At 35.1% G+C, this 22,690-nt stretch carries 12 protein-coding genes; all 12 read right to left on the bottom strand.

The genetic code is table 11. From position 1 onward, the window contains the following. Positions 1 to 272 precede the first annotated feature (272 nt). The gene (locus E1J38_RS02210) at positions 273 to 5,087 is read right to left on the bottom strand and encodes a T9SS type B sorting domain-containing protein (protein WP_133354339.1); all 4,815 of its coding nucleotides are present in this window, start codon (positions 5,085 to 5,087) and stop codon (positions 273 to 275) included. A gap of 113 nt (positions 5,088 to 5,200) precedes the next feature. Further along, positions 5,201 to 7,462 carry a GH92 family glycosyl hydrolase gene (locus E1J38_RS02215; RefSeq protein WP_133354337.1) on the bottom strand — a complete coding sequence of 754 codons (2,262 nt, stop codon included), beginning with the start codon at positions 7,460 to 7,462 and terminating at the stop codon, positions 5,201 to 5,203. A gap of 5 nt (positions 7,463 to 7,467) precedes the next feature. Continuing rightward, positions 7,468 to 9,804: a GH92 family glycosyl hydrolase gene (locus E1J38_RS02220; RefSeq protein WP_133354335.1), complete on the bottom strand. Its 2,337-nt coding sequence runs from the start codon at positions 9,802 to 9,804 to the stop codon at positions 7,468 to 7,470. A 16-nt stretch (positions 9,805 to 9,820) separates the two neighbouring features. Beyond that, positions 9,821 to 10,924 (bottom strand): glycoside hydrolase family 99 protein, encoded by a 1,104-nt coding sequence (locus tag E1J38_RS02225; protein WP_133354333.1) that lies wholly within the window; start codon positions 10,922 to 10,924, stop codon positions 9,821 to 9,823. A 6-nt stretch (positions 10,925 to 10,930) separates the two neighbouring features. Next, positions 10,931 to 11,905, bottom strand: a complete 975-nt coding sequence (locus E1J38_RS02230) for a type I phosphomannose isomerase catalytic subunit (RefSeq protein ID WP_133354330.1) — start codon at positions 11,903 to 11,905, stop codon at positions 10,931 to 10,933. Positions 11,906 to 11,949: 44 nt separating this feature from the next. Next, positions 11,950 to 12,879, bottom strand: coding sequence for an isoaspartyl peptidase/L-asparaginase family protein (locus E1J38_RS02235; protein WP_255449766.1), 930 nt, complete (start codon positions 12,877 to 12,879; stop codon positions 11,950 to 11,952). A 170-nt stretch (positions 12,880 to 13,049) separates the two neighbouring features. Then, positions 13,050 to 15,332 (bottom strand): GH92 family glycosyl hydrolase, encoded by a 2,283-nt coding sequence (locus tag E1J38_RS02240; protein WP_133354326.1) that lies wholly within the window; start codon positions 15,330 to 15,332, stop codon positions 13,050 to 13,052. 9 nt (positions 15,333 to 15,341) lie between these two features. Further along, positions 15,342 to 16,430: a family 10 glycosylhydrolase gene (locus tag E1J38_RS02245; RefSeq protein ID WP_133354324.1), complete on the bottom strand. Its 1,089-nt coding sequence runs from the start codon at positions 16,428 to 16,430 to the stop codon at positions 15,342 to 15,344. A 6-nt stretch (positions 16,431 to 16,436) separates the two neighbouring features. Beyond that, positions 16,437 to 17,504 (bottom strand): carbohydrate-binding family 9-like protein, encoded by a 1,068-nt coding sequence (locus tag E1J38_RS02250; protein WP_133354322.1) that lies wholly within the window; start codon positions 17,502 to 17,504, stop codon positions 16,437 to 16,439. Positions 17,505 to 17,507: 3 nt separating this feature from the next. Next, complete coding sequence (locus tag E1J38_RS02255) at positions 17,508 to 18,476, bottom strand: glycoside hydrolase family 130 protein (protein ID WP_222428226.1); 969 nt, start codon at positions 18,474 to 18,476, stop codon at positions 17,508 to 17,510. 4 nt (positions 18,477 to 18,480) lie between these two features. After that, the gene (locus E1J38_RS02260; RefSeq protein WP_133354318.1) at positions 18,481 to 20,358 is read right to left on the bottom strand and encodes a sodium:solute symporter family protein; all 1,878 of its coding nucleotides are present in this window, start codon (positions 20,356 to 20,358) and stop codon (positions 18,481 to 18,483) included. Positions 20,359 to 20,361: 3 nt separating this feature from the next. Next, positions 20,362 to 22,614 carry a GH92 family glycosyl hydrolase gene (locus E1J38_RS02265; protein WP_133354316.1) on the bottom strand — a complete coding sequence of 751 codons (2,253 nt, stop codon included), beginning with the start codon at positions 22,612 to 22,614 and terminating at the stop codon, positions 20,362 to 20,364. Positions 22,615 to 22,690: the final 76 nt, after the last annotated feature.

The following is a 22,690-nucleotide window of genomic DNA, read 5'->3' on the forward strand; positions in this document are numbered from 1 at the left end:
TACTCACAACAACTCCATAATGAATTATGGACAACTAAATGGATAGTTATAAATTTATAAAAGTAAAATCTTCTTATAAAGAGATTTAATAAGCCGTTGTGCATTTTGGCTAATAATCATAAATTATGTCAGTTTGAGTGATTTTGAGACACGAAAATTTGTATCGAGAACGTTTAAAAATATTAAAATTTTTATTCTCGATACAAATTTTACTCATTACAATCGTAAAATCAACTCGAATTGACAAAATTTTATCAAAATGCAAAACGGGTTTAATACTTTAAAGTAAAGTGACCAGAAAACTCGCGTCCATCTTCTAAATACACCTTAAACCAATAATCATCGGTTGGCATACGTTGCCCGTTATAAGTGCCATCCCAACCTTCTTGTAGAGATGAAATTTGTTTTAGTAGTTTGCCATAGCGATCAAACACTAGAATTCTACTGTTTGACTGAAACGAAGCACTAACACCTATAATTTGCCAATAGTCGTTAAAACCATCATTGTTTGGGGTGAAAAATTTCATATAACCCAATACCGAAATATCTAAGGCAGTTTCTCCACACCCATCTTTATCATTCACATAAATAGTGTAAAAGCCTGGTTTAACATTTCTAAATTCTGGTTGGTCTTGATACACTTTAAAGCCAGAACCATTATCAACTAGAGCATATTCATAATTGCCTTGTCCAAGATTTGCTGAACTAATTGTTACACTATTGCTGTTTTCTGTAAAATCAACTATGGTTACATCATCTTGAGTAATAGTTGCTTTCTCTGAGGCATTTACAAAAATATCCTTTGTTCTGGAACAACTTGAACCATCTGTTTTTGTTAAGGTAACCTGATATGTTCCTGGAGCAGACACAAATAGAGTTGCAGTACTTTGGGGTAATAATTGTTTTACTATGCTGCCATCTAAACTTGTCCAACGCCATTCATAGCTAAACGTTTCTGAAGTGGCTTCTGTGGGATCTAATTCCACCATAAAAGTAGGGTCGGAAGTACATACAATATATTCCGAGTTTATCGTAAACTCAGGTAGTGGATTTACTATTAAATCAATTGATGTGCTTGCACTACAATTAACTTCTATAGGGTTAACAACCCTTACATTAATTGTTTGCGTTTTTGAATTTAATGGATTTGGCAGTGTTGGACTATCTGAAATTAAAACACCGTTTTCGTCAATAAAATCAAAATAAATGTCCACATCAGTTTGTGCACCTAGGATGGTATTAGCAAATGATGACGTATCAAAAGCAAACATTCCGTCGTCATCAATATCTCCATTATCACCATCGCATACTATTTGAGGCATAACAGTATTGGTAATTATTGGCTGTTCATCTACAACAAAATCCAAAGTTGTACTAGCACTACAAGGACCGTTGGTATCTTGCGTAGTGGTATTGGTAACCGTAATTGTTATGGTTTGAGTTTCTGTTAGGAACGGATTTGGTAACGTGTTTGTACTCACGGCCATACCTGTAATATCTAAATAGTCATAAGTGATAGTAACATTTGTAAGCAATTGTCCATTTAGAACGGTATCCTCAACCAACGACGTATCAAATGGATAAGATATATACGAATCTGTTGTATCAAAATCACATTGACTATCTATTAAAACAGGGTTTGCAACAGGTAACGCTTCTACATTTAAAAGGTTGGGAAATTCTTCAAGTCCCAAACAAGTATTTCCTAAATTACTCTTTACGCGTACCCATATATTTTGAGATACTGGTGCATTTGTATTTTGATGGTTTGAAATGTCTTGTATTTCATTAATTTCTAACTCAGCATCCATTTGTGATTCGTAAAAATGAACCGTAACATTAATAGTTGGAAACACATTTGAAGAAATATCGTTTCGAAGCGATGAGAAATTAAACGTTGCTACACCGTCTCTTTCATCTAATCCGTCATCGCATTGATACAATGGTGTTGGGGTGTAGTCTCGCAAAGCAATGCTAGATGGGTTTACTACTAAAGTTAATGGCACTATCCTAAAACATCCATTTATGGTTTCGGTTCTTACCCAAACAGTTTCTGGCGTAAATCCAAGAGCATCTTGATAATTCTCTGGCGATTGAATGGCATTGATTCCATTTTCCGCATCAATCTGGGTTTCATAATAGTTGAAATCCAAACCCTCAGCAATATAATTGGGATTGATTTCTTCTTTAATTTGGTTGAGTGTAAGATTAAAAACTGCTTGACCATCATTTGAAGCATCATCACACTGCATATACGTTTCAGGATTATTAACAACCGGTAGCTCATTTACGGTTAGGTTTATTTCATTTGAATATAAACCACAAGTATTTCCACTTCTATCTAATTTAACGCGGTATTTATAGTTATTAAAGGATAGAGGTGTATTACTTATTGTTAAATTTGAACTCGATGTACCTGAATATGTGGTATTATCTGAAATTACTGTCCAATTAATTCCGTCTATGCTTAATTCCCATTGATAGTTTTCAGGGTCTGGAGAAATTATACTTATGGTTGTTGTTGAAAATTCACAAACCGCAGTATCCATAGGTTGCGTGGTTATAGATATAGGCGCAACATTTAAATAATCACTATTTGGTGTAGTGTAACCATCAGAAGCGTTATTTACAAGACCGTTTACGCCTACTGTGGGTAAGACATCTCCAAGATAGGTATCGCTATTTGCATCAGAAAATCCTGCTTCTATAACATCGTTACAGCCATCGCCATCGCTATCTGCATCTATGTAATTAAAGACAGTATCAGCATCAAAATCGTTAAGCATGTGGTTTAAAACACTAGAATCTGGAAATGTTTCTGCATTGTTTGTCCACCCGTTAGTTCCGTAAGGCCCATCGTCTCTTCCATCATTATTTGCATCAAACAATAAAATTCCTAATGGCCCTGTTTCTTCAATGTCAAAAACACCATCATTATCGCTGTCTAAATCTAGATAATCTGGTATTGAATCTCCATCCGTATCAATAGGTGCTAGATTTGCTTCATAAGCGTCATCTAAACCGTTTTGGTTCACATCGCTATTGGAAAGCAAAGTTAATGTTCCTCCATTTTCAATAAAGTCTGGAATCCCATCATTATCGCTATCTAAATCAACACTATCTAATACTCCATCCCCATCGGTATCAGTCGTACATGAAAAAAACTCAACATCATCCAGCAAAACATCATTACCATTGGCTCCGGAGGACCTTGTTCTAATTTCTAGGACAGCTGATGCATTTGTTCCAGAAAACCATTCGCCAGCAATTTGTGTCCAGCCTACTGTTTCGGGTACTGTTATGGGCCCGCCTACTAAAATCCCATTAATATAAAGTTCGATTATGGGATCTATAGCATTAAACTCTACTCTAACGGGATTTAATACCCATACCGAAAATTCGTATAATCTATTTTGAACAATGCCTTGTGTAATGGTTTGGCTATAAAAAAATGGAAAATTGCCTGCCTCACTACCATTTATTACCATCATATTACCTGTACCAGAAGTATGGTCTCCTATATTTTTAAAATTTTGGTGGCAATTAAAAGGATTGTTAACAATTAAATATTCACCGGCATCTGGTGTAAATCCTCCAAAATTGCACATTCCTAGCAGATAAGAGGTACTAAAACCCATATTGCCCATTTCAAAGTCTCCATTTTCTATTAAATTTCCAGTCTGGCTAGCACACTCTATACTATCTAGTATACCATCGTTATCATCATCAATATCACAAATATCACTTATACCATCTCCATCTGAATCTAAATTACCAGAAAGTATAGGGTCACACGGGTGCTGTGAATTTACATTTAGTGCTGTAGTATAAGTTTCAGAAAAACATAAGTAATCTGTATGATTAACAACCAGATAGTAAATATTACCATCAAAAGCTTGAGGAACATTGATTAGGTTTAGTGTATTTGATGTAACATCGCTATAATTTGGTGAAAGTTCGGTTAAAGGCATACCCCCTAAATTGGGGTCTCCCAAAAACCACTGATATACAAACCCTGATACAGAAGGTGTACTTGAACTATAATTGGGCACTCCGGAATTAAATACACCTGTATCTATCTTACTAAATGAAGCATTAATAGATGTATTATCTCCTTCTATTATTGAAATTACATTAGGCGGTGTGTTTATAACTGAAATAGCTGTTGCTGTGGTTTCATCGCCACTGTAGCTATTATAGCCACCAGTGCCCGCAACAACTTGTCCGTTTAAATCAATTCCTGACCCATCTAGTATGCCATCATTATTAGTATCTACACCCCCAGATTCAATTACATCATTGCAACCATCATTATCACTATCTAAATCAAATTGATTTGGTATACCATCTTTATCTGTATCACAAAATTGAGCAAGTGGACTAAAACGCAAATCATCAATCATATAATCATTACCCCCAATAGTACCTCCCCGTCTTACCCTTAACTCTATATTAATTGTTGTATTAGTTCCTGAATTAATTATGACATTACCATCTTCCCAAACCCCAAATAATAATCCAGGAGTACCTTGCCATGTTGTATTCAAGACACCATTTACATAAAGTTGAATAGCCCCACGAAAGTCTGGATTTGGTTCGTCACTTCTAGCCCATATCATGTGGGCAAATTCAAGAAGGTAATCACTATTAGGCTCCACGGTTCTATTAATGTTAATTACAGGTAAAAAATCTGACCCCACACCTGCCTGTATACCAATAATGGTACCTCCTGTAGTTAAACCTGTGGTATGGTCTGTAACAACTCCCATAGCACCCATAGGGTCAAAACAGGGATGGTTGGGAGGCGCTATGGTATAAACAGGATTAGACTGAAACCAAATACTTTGTCCGCTACAATTAGTTACATTTGTAAAAGGAGAAGGGATAGAAAAAGAAGTTAAATCGAACTCAAATGCTCCGCACTCGTTGATATCTAAAATACCATCATTATCATCATCTAAGTCACAGCCATCTGGATACCCATCACCATCATTATCGGCCATATCATCAAAACCAGGACACAGGTCCACAACATCTAAAACACCATCTCCATCTGAATCCTGACCATACATATCTAGCATGCCCATACCAAAAGAGATAATTATAAATACTATTAACGTGTATAATTTTTTAATGTTCAAATTGGATACTTACTTATAATCGCGTATTTAACTAAAGCGAAAGCCAATGGAGCCAAAATTTATTTTGAACTTGTAATTGCGTTATGAGTTATAAAATGGTTTTTATAAATCTCCTTATTAACTTTAACTTTGTTACCCTCTGGTGTCGATTCTTTAGATAATATTAGTCTGTTGTTTTTGTAGTAGGTATTGTTTAAATGAATGATAACCTTATCAAATTTTGATGGAAAAATTGCATAGCTAGGTTCCGCTGGAGACACAGGGTAAATACCCATCATTGAAAATACGGCCCATGCGCTCATGGTACCTGTATCGTCGTTTCCTGGTAATCCGTCGGGTGTGTTTTTAAAATAGGTGCTTAAAAGTTGCTGTACCAATGCATCTGTTTTGTGCTCTTTACCTTTTATGTATTTAAACAAAAACGGATAACCAATATCAGGTTCATTAGCCATATCAAACTGCTTTTTTGAAAATACGTTTTCCAATTGGTTAGCAAGAGCATCGTCGCCTCCCATCAAATCAATTAACCCTTTGGTGTCATGTGAAACCATAAATGTGTATTGCCATGCGTTCCCTTCGATAAAACCTACATTTTCAACAAAGTTTGCGCCATATTCAGGATTATAGGGCGTTAACCAACTGCCATCCTCATTTTTTGGTCTAAGTAAATTAAATTCTTTATCAAAAAGATTTCTATATGAAATAGATCGTTTTGAAAAGGTGTTGTAATCGTCTTTTTTATCTAATGCTTTTGCTAATTGGGCAATGGCAAAATCTGAAATATTATATTCCTGAGTAGTAGAAACAGAGCCACTATGTATAGTGCTTGTTGTTAAATAACCTTTTTCAATATAGTCTTTGAGTCCAGGACGTAAAGGATTATTTTCTAATTGCGTTGCACTTTTTTTCATAGCTTGATATGCTTTTTCAATATCAAAATCTCGAATACCTTTTAAATAGGTATCTGCAATGATGATTCCTGCGGGGTCGCCTACCATGGTAGTGGTTTCTGTGGCGTTAAGTTCCCACTTTGGCAACCACCCAGATTCATCATAAATCTGTAGCATACTTTTAACCATATTGGATTGCTGTTCGGGGTATACCAAACTCATCAACTGGTGTAAATTTCTGTAGGTATCCCAAAAAGAAAAGGTAGTATAGCGTGTCCCATCGGTTTTTAAAGTTTCCCGTGTTTTCATTTTGGGATATTCGCCATTAAAATCGTTTAAGGTGTTAGGGTGAATTAAGGTATGATATAAAGCGGTGTAAAAAATAGTTTTATCATCGGCTGTTCCGCCTTCAACTTCTATTCTAGATAAATGTTGGTTCCAGTCATTTTTGGTATCAGCTAAAACAGCATCGAATGTTTTGTTAGCCGTTTCTTTCTCTAAATTTTCACGGGCATTTTCTATACTTATATAGGATACGCCTATTTTCATTTCAACTGTTGATGGTTTATCAAAATTGTAACGCATATACGCACCAATACTATCGCCAACGACTTCTTTAGTATAATTTTCTTTTAAACGATTCTTACCGTTATAGCCCATCCATTTCCCTTCTACACCATCATAAGTTCTTGGGGTTTTCCATACACCAAAAGTATCTGCTGGTTTAGAAAAACGTGCTACAAAATATACAGGATATGCTTCTTCGGGTTTGTAATAGCAGAATGAACCCACAGACCGCATACCTTCAATTTCAGTAGGCGACACTACTTTTACCATAGCCCCTTCTTCGTTCGTTAAACCTAAACCTAAATTTAAAAGTATGTTGGATTTCCCAGCTGGAAAATGATATTTACTAACCCCAACGCGTGTTGTTGCTGTAGCTTCAACTTTCACATTGTATTTATCAATGTGGTTGGAATAGTAGCTTACTGTTGCTTTTTCTTTTGAATATGTTGACCCATAATTTAAGTGATTGGTCTCCACATCTCCTGTGGTTGGCATTGCTAAAATAACTCCAAGTTCAGGGCAACCTACACCACTTAAATTGACATGGCTGAAGCCTGTTAAAAATGTGTTTTCATGAACATATGGTGTGGATAACCAACGACTGTCTTTTTCTAATGGTAAATTTTGAGGGCCTGCCACATTAAATGGCGATACATTTGCCATACCTCGAACTGCAATAGGTCCAGGGTTGGTGGTTCCAAAATTGGAAGTTCCTATAAACGGATTTACATACTGTGTAAAATCTTTTAACACCTCAACTGCTTCATTTGTTGTAATATCTTTTGAAGTATCATTTTTACATCCTAAAAAAGACACAAAAACAACTATTAGTAATCGAGAAAATACTATTGAAAAAGATTTCATGCTCATCATTGTTTTAAGTGTGAACTCAAAGAGTACGGAACAGCATCTGCATCGCTTGCCCAATTTTTATTTGGTGTTTTATTCATTTCAAAATACAACTCGCCTCCATTTTGAATGTCTTCAAAATTTAAATAGCTTTTGTCATGAGGATTATCATTTAGTGTGGCTGAATTTATATATAGGTTTTCACTCGAATTATTAGGCGCTAAAATTTCAAAAGTATTACCATTCTCTAAATGCAACATCGCTTTTTTAAATAGCGGACTTCCAATAACATACTCATTTACTGCTGGGGTTACAGGATAAAACCCTAAAGCACTAAATACGTACCATGCTGAAGTTTGTCCGTTATCCTCATCGCCACAATAGCCATCTGGCGTTGGCGAATATAATTTAGTAAGTACTTCTCTAACTTTTTCTTGTGCTTTATGTGAAGCATTTGCATAGTTATACAAATAAATCATGTGTTGAATGGGCTGATTGCCATGGGCATAATTTCCCATATTCATGATTTGCATTTCTCGAATTTCGTGAATAGTAAAGCCGTAATACGAATTATCAAAATCGGGAGGCATATTAAACACCTCGTCTAATTTATTTTCAAATGCTTTTTTACCACCCATGAGTTCCATGAGTCCATTGATATCATGAAAAACCGACCATGTGTAATGTAGACTGTTGCCTTCGGTAAAGGCATCGCCCCATTTTAAAGGGTTAAACGGACTTTGAAACGTACCGTCTTCATTTTTACCTCGCATCCAGCCTGTTTCAGAATCAAACAAATTCTTATAATTTAAAGAGCGTTTGTAAAACGACTCAGCTATGTCTTCTTTCCCCAATTTTTCTGCCATTTTAGCAATTGTAAAATCGGCGTAAGCATACTCTAGTGTTCGGGCCGCGTTTTCATTAATGCCAACATCATAAGGCACGTAGCCCAATTTGTTGTAATATTCAATACCTTCACGCCCAACGGATTTAAGAGGACTACCTCCAGATGAAACGGGTCTGCCGTCTGAAGTCGTAGCGTTTTTAAGCATTGCTTCAAGCAAAACGTCAGTATCTTTCATAGCTACGCCTTTTAAGAATGCATCTGCAATATTGGGTGCCGAATTAGAACCTACCATACAATCTCTATGACCAGGACTTGCCCATTCTGGCAACCAACCAGATTCTTTGTAGGTATTGGCCAACCCTTCCATGATTTGTGCGTTAAGTTCTGGATACATCAAATTGAAAAAGGGGAAAACCGCCCTAAACGTGTCCCAAAATCCATTGTCGGTAAACATATAACCAGGCAACACTTCGCCATTATAAGGGCTGTAATGAACCGTTTGATTTTGCGCATCTATTTCGTGCAATTGCCTTGGAAACAATAATACTCTGTAAAGACAGGAATAAAAGGTGCGAATGTTATCAATATTGTCGTCTTCAATTTTAATTTTGCCCAATTCTTTTTCCCAAGCAGTTTTGGCTTTTGTTTTTGTAGTTTCAAAACTATCGGCTCCAATTTCCCTATCCAAATTAAGTTGTGCCTGCTGTAAACTAATAAAAGATGATGCCACTTTTACGTGTACTGCTTCTGCGCGTTTAGTTTTAAAACCTACTATGGCACCCACATGCTCGCCTTTATTTTCTTTACTATTTTCTTGGAGTGTCCATTTGTCGCCCCACGTATGGGTAAGTTCAAAATCTTTATCGAATTCTGCCACGAAGTAATTATGGAAATTATCTGGAACACCACCACTATTATTTCGGCAGTAGCCTATAATTTTTCGTTCTTCGGGTATGATTTTAACCATAGAACCTTTAAAAAAACCGTCTAATAAAATATAAGATTGATTTTTGGGAAAGGTAAATTTAAAATGTGCTGACCGCTCCGTTGGAGCAACTTCAGCAGTCACATCATAATCTGCTAAATAGACACTATAGTGGTAAGGAGTAACGGTTTCAGCTTTATGCGAAAACCAAGATTGACGCTCGTCTTCTTGAAACTTCAAATTGCCTGTAACAGCCATTAACGAAAAGGCTGCATAGTCATTTATCCAAGGACTGGGTTGATGGGTTTGTTTTATACCTCTAATTTTATTTTCGTCGTATTTGTATGTCCAACCATCGCCCATTTTAGAAGTCATTGGTGTCCAGAAATTCATACCCCAAGGTGTTGCAATAGCAGGGTAGGTGTTTCCGTTAGATAATTCAAAAGAAGAATCTGTACCCATTAGCGGGTTTACAAAATCCACAAGATTAGTATTCGCCGATACCAAATTGCAGGCCTCCTCTTTTTTAATTTTGTCATTACAGGATATTAAAATAAAGATTGCTATATATACTATTTTTCTCATTCTTATTTAATTGTTTCTATTTGATTTTACTTTGATATTCTGAAATCAAATGATTAGTAAGGTTAATGTAATAATTGGGATTTTCTCCATAGTCTGCATATGTAAAATCTAAAATACGCTTAGATATAGCAGGCTCAATTTGAGTACCTTCATGCCATTCGTTAAAAGAAGTTATGGATATAAATTCTGGATTTTGTGCTATGGCTTTCCTAAACATATCTTTATAGTAGCTTCCGTTGTTACGATGTTTCGTGTTTACATCATTCCATGGACGAATTCTCGTATCCAAGTAGCCAGGTCCTACAGATGGAATAAACAACAAACCATTTTTCTTAGCAAATTTTGAAAGATAAGACCAATTTGAGGTGGTACTCCCATATACAAAACCATCACTAGCAAAATAGGTGTAAAAACCATCAAAACCAGAATCTGTAAAGAAATCTTCTTCATTTTCATGCACCCATAACCCTATAAAAACGCCATCATTTTTTGTGTTTCTAATACTTATCTTACCATTTGTTTTGAGTAGACTACTCCATGCATCTTTATCTAATTTATAGCTATCATAAACATAAAATAAAGGCTTTCCTTGAATTCTAAAGATGGCATTGTGATTTCCATAGGTAGTATTCAAATAATTTATTGCGTCTTTAAACGCTTCTATACTTTTGTAGAATGGTTCTACATGAAATGCTATTTTAATGTTATAGGTTTCTGCTAGTTCTAGATAAGTCAATAGTGATTTATCTTCAAAACTATTTTTTCCCCACCATGACATCACGCAAACACCAATACCTGCACTTTTTATGAGCTTAAAATGTTCTGAAATAATGTTTTTATCATTAGAGCTATAGCACCCCAATGCCGGATAAAAATTAGCGCCAATATCATCTCCGCCAGAAAATCCTTTTACATTATTCCATGTAGAGTCTGACCAATGTGGGATTACCTCGTGTGCCCAATGCCTATATTCCCCATCTTTTTTTTGAGAACCATACCAGTTGTAATAAAAGATATGCGCATTATTAAAAACCTCATTTCCCTGAATGTACTCTTTATTTTGCTTACATGAAGTTGCAATAAAAATAAAGAAAACGAAAAAGGTTAACGGTAATTTCATAGCTACTTACTGGTAATAGACTTCTAATACTTTAGCACCTTCAGATTGTAGTTTAAGGGTATTTAAACTTGCTGGCACTAAAATGGTTTCTCCTGTTTTTAGGCTGTACTCAGCGCCGTTACAATGGATACTCAAACTACCTTCCACACATATATAAATTACAAACGAATCTATACTACTGTAATCCTTAGATATCTCGCCATCTATAGCTATGATATTAGTTTTAAAATATGGCGAATGCACCAAGGTGTTCGAAGTATTTTTGTTTAGCTGGTATTGTGTTTTATAAGAATCATGCACTTCATAATCAATAACATCAACTGCTAAATCGTTATGTAACTCTCGTTTACTACCTGTTTTAGCATCTACTCTATCGTAGTCATAAATTCTATAAGTAATATCGGAGGTCTGCTGAATTTCTGCTAACATTACACCGGCACCTATGGCATGTACCCTTCCTGTTGGAATATAAAATGTATCTCCAGGGTTTACATTTTCATGATGCATTACTTCTAAGATAGTATTGTTATTTAGGTGTGCTTTATATTCTTCTTGAGTAATTTTTTTATCAAAACCAACAATTAACTCTGCATCATCATCAGCTTCCATAACGTACCACATTTCATTTTTTCCGAAAGAATTATGACGTTCTTTTGCTATGTCGTTACTGGGATGTACTTGAATGGATAACGGTGTTTTGGCATCGATAAATTTAATGAGTAAGGGAAAAGTGTCTCCAAATTTTTGATAGACATTATTTCCAACCATATCGCCTTTAAAAGTATTGATGAGTTGCTCAAGGCTTTTGCCTTTTAAAGCACCATCTGCCACTAAAGTTTCATCGTTTTCAACACCCGAAATCTCCCAAGATTCTCCTATGTTACTGTCTGAATACTCTTTGTTTAGTACTGTTTTTAATTTTTCGCCACCCCATATTCTATATTTAAAAAGTGGCGTAAATTTTAAGGGGTATAAATTCATTTTTATATTAAATTATATTTTATTAAAGTTGAATATTTTTTCTTCTAAGGTAAAAGATATTTACCGTTAATCAATTGATTTTCCATAGACTTGGTTTGTACTGCGTAATTAAAACCAGGTCTTAAACAATACGAGCCATATTCGCCATTTTTATTTAAAGCTATAAACCCTACTTGCAACCATTCTAAATCTGATGTGTTTTGATAGATTGTATAAATACGTTCTACGACTTCCCTACAGGCATCTTCTGGCGATGTTCCATGCCGCATTAATTCTACTACCATGGCACTTCCTGCTGTTTTTATCATCGCTTCTCCCATGCCTGTGGCTGCTGCGGCACCAACGTCGTTATCTAAAAATAATCCTGCTCCAATAATTGGCGAATCGCCTACACGTCCGTGCATTTTCCATGATGCACCACTTGTTGTACACGCCCCAGAAAGGTTACCGTTTTCATCTAATGCCAACATACTAATGGTATCGTGGTTTTCTATATTAATTATGGGTTTGTAGTTGGAGTTTTGCAACCATGCTTCGTAAGCTTTTTTAGATTTTTTGGTTAATAAATTTTCTTTTTTAAATCCTTGTTCTAAAGCAAATTGTAGCGCACCTTCTCCTACTAACATCACATGTGGCGTTTCTTCCATGACTTTTCGTGCCACAGATATGGGATGTTTTATATGTTGTAGAAATGCTACCGAGCCACAATTGCTATGATGGTCCATAATACAAGCATCTAGGGTTACTTTGCCTTCTCTGTCTGGAAAACCACCTAAGCCCACCGTTTGTACATTTGGATTTGCTTCGGCCGTTTTTACACCAACCTCAACAGCATCGAGTGCATTTCCTCCATTAACTAATATTTTCCAAGCTTCAATATTTGCTTCAAGGCCATGATTCCAAGTAGAGATAACAACTGGTTTTATTATTTCATGTTTAACCACTTCTTTAGAGCTGGAGTTTTGGCATCCCATAGCACTAAAAATGATGTTAAAAATTAGTATGTTTTTTAAAAATCGCATGTTAAATTTATATCGTTTTGGTAGATCTTCTAAATGGTTATTTGTATTTACCACCTTTAACATTTTTGTTTACTAAAAATACTTATAAAGTATTAGACTACACGTGGAACTTTAATGCATTATTATGGAAAATAACTATAAACCTTGGCTGAATTTAGCTTTTCTGCTATTTTGTTCACACTAGGTGTATTACTCATTTCGAACTTTAAGGTTCCACCAGCTAAAATCTCTTTATGGGTAATGTAATCCCTATCAAGAAGCTCATCATTAAGCCATATTGATTTCACATAAATATTATCTTTTGAATTATTCTGAACTATAATATTGAACCGTTTATTATCTGGGAGCGCAATACTTGCCGAATCAAAAAGTGGCGATCCCAAAGCATAAGCATTTTGAGCTGGGTTTACCGGGTAGAAGCCTAAAGCATTAAATATATACCAAGCACTCATTTGTCCACAATCTTCATTACCACAATGCCCGTTAGGTTCGTTTTTATATTGTGTTTCTAAAATTTGACGTATATATTTCTGTGCCTTCCAAGGTTTGTCTATAAAATTATACAAATACGCTACATGGTGGCTTGGTTCGTTACCATGTGCGTATTGCCCAATCATACCTGTGCTAAATAAAGGCAATTTATCTGTTGGTTCAGGATAATAAGAAAACATAGAATCTAGCTTTTGTTCAAAACGCTCTGTACCTCCCGTTTTTTTAACAAGGGTTTCCAAATCATGCGGTACAAACCAGTAATAGTGCCATGCATTACTTTCACAAAAATATGGACTATAATTTTTTGGTGTAAAAGGTTCTATAAAGTTGCCATCTTTGTTTTTGGGTTGAAACCATGTGTTTTTATCGTTATATAAATTTTGCCAGTTTTTAGAACGTTGCAAAAAATAATTATAATCTTCCAACTTACCAAGTGACCTTGCAAACATGGCAATACACCAATCGTCGTAAGCATATTCCATGGTTCTGGAAACAGACCAATTTTCATGATGTTTATCTACTGGTATATAGCCTTTTTCCATATAAATATCTATTTGCCTATCAGAAACCATGGCACTTTCTTTGCAGGCTTTAAAAGCCAATTCAGCATCAAATTCAAACCCTTTAAAATAGGCATCCACAATAACGGGTACAGCATGATAACCTATCATCATATTGGTTTCACTACCTTGCATAGACCATACGGGTAATTCTCCTGTTTCGTTATAATGTGCTAATAATGATTTAATAAAGTAAGGTACCAAATTTGGTTGAAGTATAGTATGTAATGGGTGGGCGGCTCTAAAGGTATCCCATAGCGAAAAGGTATCGTATCTATTGAAACCCTCAGCTTTTGATATAGGGTTAATTCCCTTTTTTAGTTGTCCGTTCTCATCATTAGCTGTTTTGTAGGTGCCTCCATAATCGCTAAATAAATTAGGTGTTAGCATATTTTGATACATCATGGTATAAAAAATGCTTTTTTTATCCTCGTCGGGCGTTTCTATTTTTATTTTTTGAAGTTGATTTTCCCAAACCAACGTCGTTTTTTCCTGTTGATAATCAAAATCAAAACCAACAGTTTCCATTTTTATGGCATGCGCAGCCGCCTCACAACTAGTGGAAGACAGTCCTGTTTTTATGATAATTTGGTCATTTTCTAGGGTTTGATATTTCAACACCATTTTGGTATTACCCTTCATTGGGTAAATTTTAAGAGTGTCGTTTTTATAGTAATGATGCGTATCAAAAGGTTTTGAAAACTGCATTTGAAAATATACTTTTTGATTTCTTGCCCAGCCTGTAGACATACGATAGCCTTGTATGGTGGAATCATTAACTTTTTCAATATAAGTTTCTGTTGGCTTATCCCAGTTCAAGGCATAGCCTAAATCTATATGTATTTGAGTATCGCCATCTTTAGGAAAGGTGTATCGATGGATGCCTACTCGTTTTGTTGCCGTTAATTCTGCTCTTATACCATAATCTAATAAATCTACAGAATAATACCCCGGAAATGCTTTTTCATTTTTATGACTGAACGTGGAATAGGGCTTAAAGTTATTGGCTTCTATACGCTTACTGAATCTGCCATTGGTTGGCATGACTAGGATATCGTACAAATCGCCAGCTCCGGTGCCTGATAAATGCGTATGAGAAAATCCTGTAATTATAGAATCTTGATAAAAATAACCTGCAATTCTATCCCAACCTGGAATACCTATATCAGGACTTAATTGCACCATACCAAAGGGTTCGCTCGCACCTGGATAAGTATTGCCAGGACCATCGGTACCAATAAACAGATTCACATAATCCACCAGAGGTCTAGTGTTTTCTTTTTCGTCGGTTTTAGGTTGACAAGAAAACGATATAATCAATAATAATAATATATATATATAAATCTTATTCATAAATAAGTATTAGTGAGAAGCTTTAATAACTTCAAAATGTGATTCCTGAATATCAAAAAATGCAACACCTGATGCTCCAGTCTTTTTTACAATAGCTATAGCTTTTGAGAGTTCGTCGTCTGTCATTTCAGGTAAATATAAACCTGTATGTAATTGGGTTTGTTTAGCTTTTAAATCGGTAAGGCCTTGCTTTGTGGCAAATTCTACCCAATCTAAACCTTCATTGTAAAAATTGTTATATATCATGGGTAATACGGCATCAATATTCCATTTGTCCCAACGTTGGCGAACCATGTGGTCTGCCATTTCAGGATAGGGAAATACCGCAGCGGTTAGGTCCTTACCGTGTTTATGGGCAATATCATAAGCACCATCTACCAGCGCTTTAATTTCGTTGAGTCTAAATTGTTTCCATTCAATATCTATGGCGGGGACTTCGGCTTGGGTTATATCTTTTCCAAATAGTTTTTTAAACTTATCTACGGAAGCCATAGAATAATCAAAATCAAAATCGGGAAGTTCTTCATTTTGCACTAAGTTGTATTTTGGCAACAAGCCCACAGGTAAAAAAACATCTGGATATCTTATATAATCTAAATGTACGCTTTTAATACCTTCAACCTTTGCTAAACCTTCCACAAGACTCCAAATATGTTTACGGGCTTCTGGATGACTTGGAGATAACCACTGGTAGTAATCTACATAGGGACGGTCATCAAAGCATGATTTTCCGCTTCGGCTTACCATGTACCAGTCGGGGTGTTTTAGAGCGATAGTATCACCGGGCCTGTTCATGGTAAACATCCAAGCATGCACTTCTAGACCTTCTTTGATGGCCAACGGTGCTACTTTAGATAAATAATCGGCATCAGCCCGCGTATCAATAAGTACCGCATCAATACCTGCACTTGCATATTTTTTGAATTGATTACGATGAATACTATCTGCAACATTAGCTCCAGCACCATACCAAGCCCAATATTTAAATGGTGCTTCTACTACAGGATTATCTGTTTGGGTAATTGTTTCCTTTTTTTGCTGAGTACATGAAACTACGAATAGCAAAGTGATGATTATAAGGTATATGTTATGTTTCATTTTGAATTATTTTATAATGATTTGACCATTTTGATTTATGATGATTTTATCTCCGGTAAATGGACTATCAATCCAAATATTATGACCTGTTTTATGATTATCGTAATGAGGTGTAATGGTTTTAGTTAGTATTTGCTTTGGTTGACTTACGTCTTCAATGGCGATGGTTTTGTGTTTTAAAGCATTATGTAATTCAAATAAAAGCCACTTAATATGTTCATCCTTTGGAATGGTAAAACTTTTATTTTCTTTTGAAAAATAGACATACCCCCAAGTTTCAGGTTGGTGCATCGCTATAACACCTTGTGGTGACCATACCCAATTATATTCATGTAAAAGTTCTCCTTTTTCATTGGTTCTTCTTTGGTACGTTCCGTTATCTAGTTGAAAATCCCAATTAACTCTGGAGAAATTAATCCTCCAAAATGTATCTGTTAAATCGATTTTTTGAAAATATGATGTTTTAAAAGCACTTAAGGGTATGGCAATTTCAATGCTCCAACCTTTGTCAATATCATTTGGGTTGTTTAATGTACCATCAATATAAACTGCTGATTTTATTCCGCGAGCATCCCAATCGTTTAGTGTTATGTTGCCTTCGCGATAGGGTTTTGTAATGAATAAATCCCAAAAGGCATTTAAGGCGTTAAATTCAAATTCATAATAATTGTGAGCATCACCATCCGGATCTATAAAAATTTCAAAATCATTATTATGAAAAATTATGGTATCCCGCTGTTTAAGTGTGCCCCATACATGAGGCTCTTCCATAGTGGCTAAAAAATAAATATAACTTTTGTCCCAAAGTATCTTTACTTGTGTACTGTATTTTGGTTTTTTAGTGCCTTCTATATCTATAAATACATCAGAATACTCTGCATTTTTCCATGATTCTTCTAACCCTAAACCATCAATTTTAATAAGCCCTTTTGTGTGGTTTGCTACGTATGATTTTGGAATAATCGCATTTGGAATATCTTGGGCACAACCATAGAAAGAGCTAAATAGAAAAAAAAGGCTTATAAAATATAAGCCCTTATTAACAAGAGAAGTCAATGATACTATTAATTCCATTTATTAAACGATACTATTGCTTTTAGTAAATTCTAATATTTCACTTATGTACCCAAAGGCTAATGCAACTACGGTATCTGCAGCTCCATAAAAAATAGTAACCTTATCTGCCTCAATATCTTGTAAAGATGCACATGGAAAAATTACATTAGGTACATCTCCAATTTGCTCGTAAGATTCTGATGGTGTTAATAAATAAGGCTGCGTTCTATACTTTACTATGTGTGGGTTTTCTTTATCTAATATGGCAGAACCCATGGCGTACCTAAATCCGTTACATGTAGTAATTACACCGTGATAAAACATAAGCCAACCTTCATTGGTTAAAAATGGCACAGAACCTGCTCCAATTTTTGTGCATTGCCATGCACTATCTTTAAAGGCAGTAGGCGACATCATGTGCCGGTGTTCACCCCAGTATTTCATGTCTGGGCTGTAGCTCATGTAAATATCTCCAAAGGGTGTATGCCCATTATCGCTAGGGCGACTCATCATGGCGTATTTTCCATTTATTTTTTTTGGAAGTAAAACACCATTTCTATTAAATGGTAAAAAGGCACTTTCACATTGAAAAAACTCTTTAAAATCAAAGGTGTAACCAATACCTATGGTTGGTCCGTTATGACCTTCACACCAAGTTATCCAATACCGATCTTCTAGAAAAACAACTCTTGGATCGTATTTATAATCGCCTAAAACTTGCGCTTCATCTCCAGCTTTAAAAGCTATTGGATTTTCGTTTATTTTCCAATTGATGCCATCCTCACTAAACCCTGCAAAAATATTCATTTGTACTGCTTTATTATCACATCTAAACACACCTGCAAAACCCTCTTTATAAGGTACCACAGCACTATTAAAAACACTATTTGAAGTTGGGATAGCATTTCTTTTAATTATTGGATTTTGACTGTAACGCCAAACTATATCTTTTGACCCCGCTGGTCTATCTTCCCAAGGAATAACATTCATACTTTTAATTTTTATACTTTTTGACCTTATCTAACCATGTAAACTTTAAAATAACAGAAGTTACTACAAACAGCACCAAAACGCAAAACATGTTGGTATAATCTCTAATCATAAAGTAAATTGGTAATAATATCATACTGGATTGCCAAATAATACCAATGATACAGTTAAACATATCAATTGGAAAATCTTTGTTTTTCTTAAAAACTGGATTGGTTTCTTTAATCCTTTTAAAAACTGGGTTCCACCAACCCCATGGCCTTACATTGGTGTAGAAACTTTTTAATGTTTTCATGTCTGTGGGAGGTGTTAAAAAAGTTCCTAGAAAAGCACCAATTAAGGAAATTGATAGTATTACAGGAAATGCATAAATAGCTGGCAAAGTTGCAGCTTCGTACATAAATGAACCCACTTGAAAACTATTTTGATTTTGTTCTAAAATAAATTGAATTGTGGCTACAAAAAGTCCAGCTGCCATTCCCCAAAAATAGCCCCACCCGTTAAAACGCCACCAGATCCATTTTAAAAGATTAGCGGCAACATAACCACCATATAAAGCACTGGTAATCCATAATGTGATGGAGTTTATAGAATCTGCAAAAAACCCCATAATAACTCCCAAAATAACTATACCAAAAGAAGCTAAATGACTTGCCTTAATATAATGCTTGGGAGATGCTTTAGGTTTAAAGTATTTTTTATAAATATCATTTACTATATAGGCTGGTCCTGAATTTACAAAGGCAGAGAAGGTAGACATGAAAGCGGCTAATAAACCAGCTAATAGTACTCCTTTTATACCTACTGGAACATGATGATTTATAACTTTAGGGAGAATTACTTCTAAATCATTAGTTGATAACGCATTAGACGAGTACATTTCGGGTGCAATAAATACTAGCCCTAAAATAACAATCCCTGCTATAAGTAAATATCTAGGAATAAATAGTACTAAATTAGTGAATCCACTCATGTATGCTGCTTCTTTAACCGATCTTGTAGAAAGTATGCGTTGCATATCATAACTTGGCGTTGGTCCAGCAATACTAGCAAAAAAACCTTTGAATAAGGACATACCAATAAAGGCGCCGAACATTTTATAGCCTTGGGTATCTATAAGGTTATTAAAGGCCTCATACTTACCATCCCAAAACCCATCTAGTTCCCAACCAAAAAAAACAGTACCCCATTCCTTAGAAATTATAGATTCAAGTTGAATATCTGATACTGAAATAAAGGTATAGGTTGCTATTAAAATACCAGCCAACACCATGATACCATATTGCAAGACTTCGGTAGCCACAACAGAAAACATACCGCCTTTTACCGTATAAATCGTTGTTAATAATATGATAATTAGAGCATAACTTTGATCTGATGATAAAAGCGTTGAGTTATTGATTATTACCGTTAAATCCCAAGGTAATATGATGGTTAAGAATTTCCCAACACCCTCAAAAAAATAGGCAATAAAACCTACCGAGGCAATTATGGCGAATATGGCCACTATAAGATGAGATGCCCTGCCTGCTTTATCATCACCAAAGCGCGTTAAAATCCATTCGGAACCTGTCATTATGTTTGAACGCCTTATCCATGCAGCCAGAAACACCATAACAAAAATCTGGTTAAAAATGGGCCACATCCACATAAACATAAAGCTTTTAACGCCATATAAAAATAAGATACCAACCATCCAAGCAGTTCCAGAAACATCAAACATTCCAGAACCGTTACTTAAGCCTAAATAGTACCATTTTATACTATTCCCACCAAGAAAATAAGAGTCTAAACCTTTGGAAGCTCTTTTAGATATCCAAATACCCACACCAAGCGTTAGCGCTATATAAATTCCAATTATTGTTACATCAATAGCGTTCATAAATTATTGTTTTACACCCCAACTTTTATTTGGTTCTGGTCCCATTTTAAAAATTAAAGTGCCTCCGTTTAAAATTTGTTTATGAGAGATTGTTGTGCTATTAAAATCTTTATCATTTAAGGTTGCTGATTGTATATAGATGTTTTTATTTGAAACATTTTCAGCTTCAATAACAAATATTTTATTGTCTTTTAATTTGATAGTAGTTTTCTCGAAAACAGGACTTCCTATTTCATAGTTTCCTGATGCCGGATTCATGGGATAGAATCCCATGGCACTAAAAACGTACCAAGCACTCATTTGCCCACAGTCTTCGTTTCCACTCAAACCATTTGGTGTTGTGTTATATTGTGTGTTTAAAATATGATTTACCCAATACTGAGTAAGCCAAGGCTTATTAGCTTTATTAAACATATACGCAATATGGTGACTTGGCTCGTTACCATGCGCATATTGACCAATTAGACCAGAAATATCAACGGAAACGTTATCTCCAGTAATCTCAGAACTCTCAGTAAATAGTTGATTTAAACGTTTAGTAAAAATAGCATCACCTCCATGAAGCGCTATAAAATTCTCAACATCGTGGGGCACAAACCAGCTGTGTTGCCATGCATTACCTTCGGTATAATCAGTATGTTCTCTATGGTTGGAATGTTTGGGATCAAAAGGTTCATTCCAAGAATTACCAGTTTTAGATTTTCCTCGCATAAACCCTGTGTCTTTATCAAACAGGTATTGGTAGGCTTTTGAGCGTTCTAAGAAAAACTTATAGTCTTCTTCTTTACCTAAGGCTTTGGCCATTTGCGCCACACACCAATCGTTATAGGCATATTCTAGCGTAATAGTTACCGATTCATCTAACAATTCATAAGGAATATAACCATAGGTTTTGTAATGATTTAAGCCTCTTTCATCTTGCAGCATGGTGGTTTTCATTGCTTCATAAGCATTTTCGGCATTAAACCCACGAATTCCCTTTAAGTAAGCATCAACAATAACAGGAATAGAATGATACCCTGTCATGGTATTAGTTTCATTGGCATATAGTGTCCAAACTGGTAATATATTTTTGGTTTCATAATATGCCATCATAGAATTAATGATATCTGAAACTTTATCAGGAGCAATAAAAGTTAATAATGGGTTTTCAGCTCTAAAAGTATCCCATAGTGAGAGCGTAGAATAGGCTGTATAATCTTTTGCAGAAATAATAGTGTCGTTCTCTTTTCTAAATTCCCCATTTTTATCACTAAACGCTACAGGAGCTAATTGCGCATGGTACATAGCTGTATAAAACATTGTTTTAAGTGAATCAACATCTGTTTCTACTTCTATAGTTTTTAGAGCATTTTTCCATATAGAATCTGCATCATTTTTAACATCTTCAAATTCGAAACCTCCCGCTCTTAAATTGTCTTTTGCATTTTCAATACTTACTGAAGATAATGCTACCTTAACAAATAATTCTTCATTGTTTTGTGTATCAAAAAATATTTGTGATGCCACTTTGGCGCCTTTAGCGTTTATTGTTTCCTTCAACAAGCCATCTGCATAAAGAGTTGATTCTGTGATAGGTTTTGAGAATTTAGCAACAAAAAACACTTTTTGGTTTTTTGCCCAACCTTTACTGAAACGATATCCGCTTACTGTGTATTTATCTTCAAAATTTAAAGAACTCTCTGTAACAGCATCCCAATTAATTTCAAACCCTAAATCTATAACTACAGATTGAATATCGCCCTTTTTAAAAGTATATTTGTGATACGCTGTTCTTTTAGATGTTGTTAATTCTACATTAACATCATGATCATCTAAATATAATTGATAATACCCTGGTATTGCAGTTTCATTTTTATGGGAGTACTTTGATATGTAATTTAGACTATCTCGGTTTTTTTTTGGCGTAACAGATACGTCTACCAACTTGTTTACGGGCATAAAAATGATATCTGCTAAATCGCCAATACCAGTACCGCTTAAACTTAAATGGCTAAAACCAACAACTAAAGAGTCTGAATAATGGTAACCAGAACACCAATCCCAAGCACTTATACCATTTATGGGACTTACTTGGAGCATTCCAAAGGGCACTGTAGCACCAGGATAGGTATGCCCGTGACCCCCTGTACCTATAAACGGGTTTACATAACTGATCAATTCAGGTTTGTAATTTTTTTTTGTAGAATTTTCACTTTCATTCACACAATTAAAAACCAAAAGAATTAAAAACAAACATGTTAATATATACTTCATAAAAAAACGGATTAATGTAAAAATTCATAATTTTATCATTTCACCAAATAAATTTAGACGGATAACATCTAATCGA

It is taken from the genome of Seonamhaeicola sediminis, assembly GCF_004358095.2.
Lineage (GTDB): Bacteria > Bacteroidota > Bacteroidia > Flavobacteriales > Flavobacteriaceae > Seonamhaeicola > Seonamhaeicola sediminis.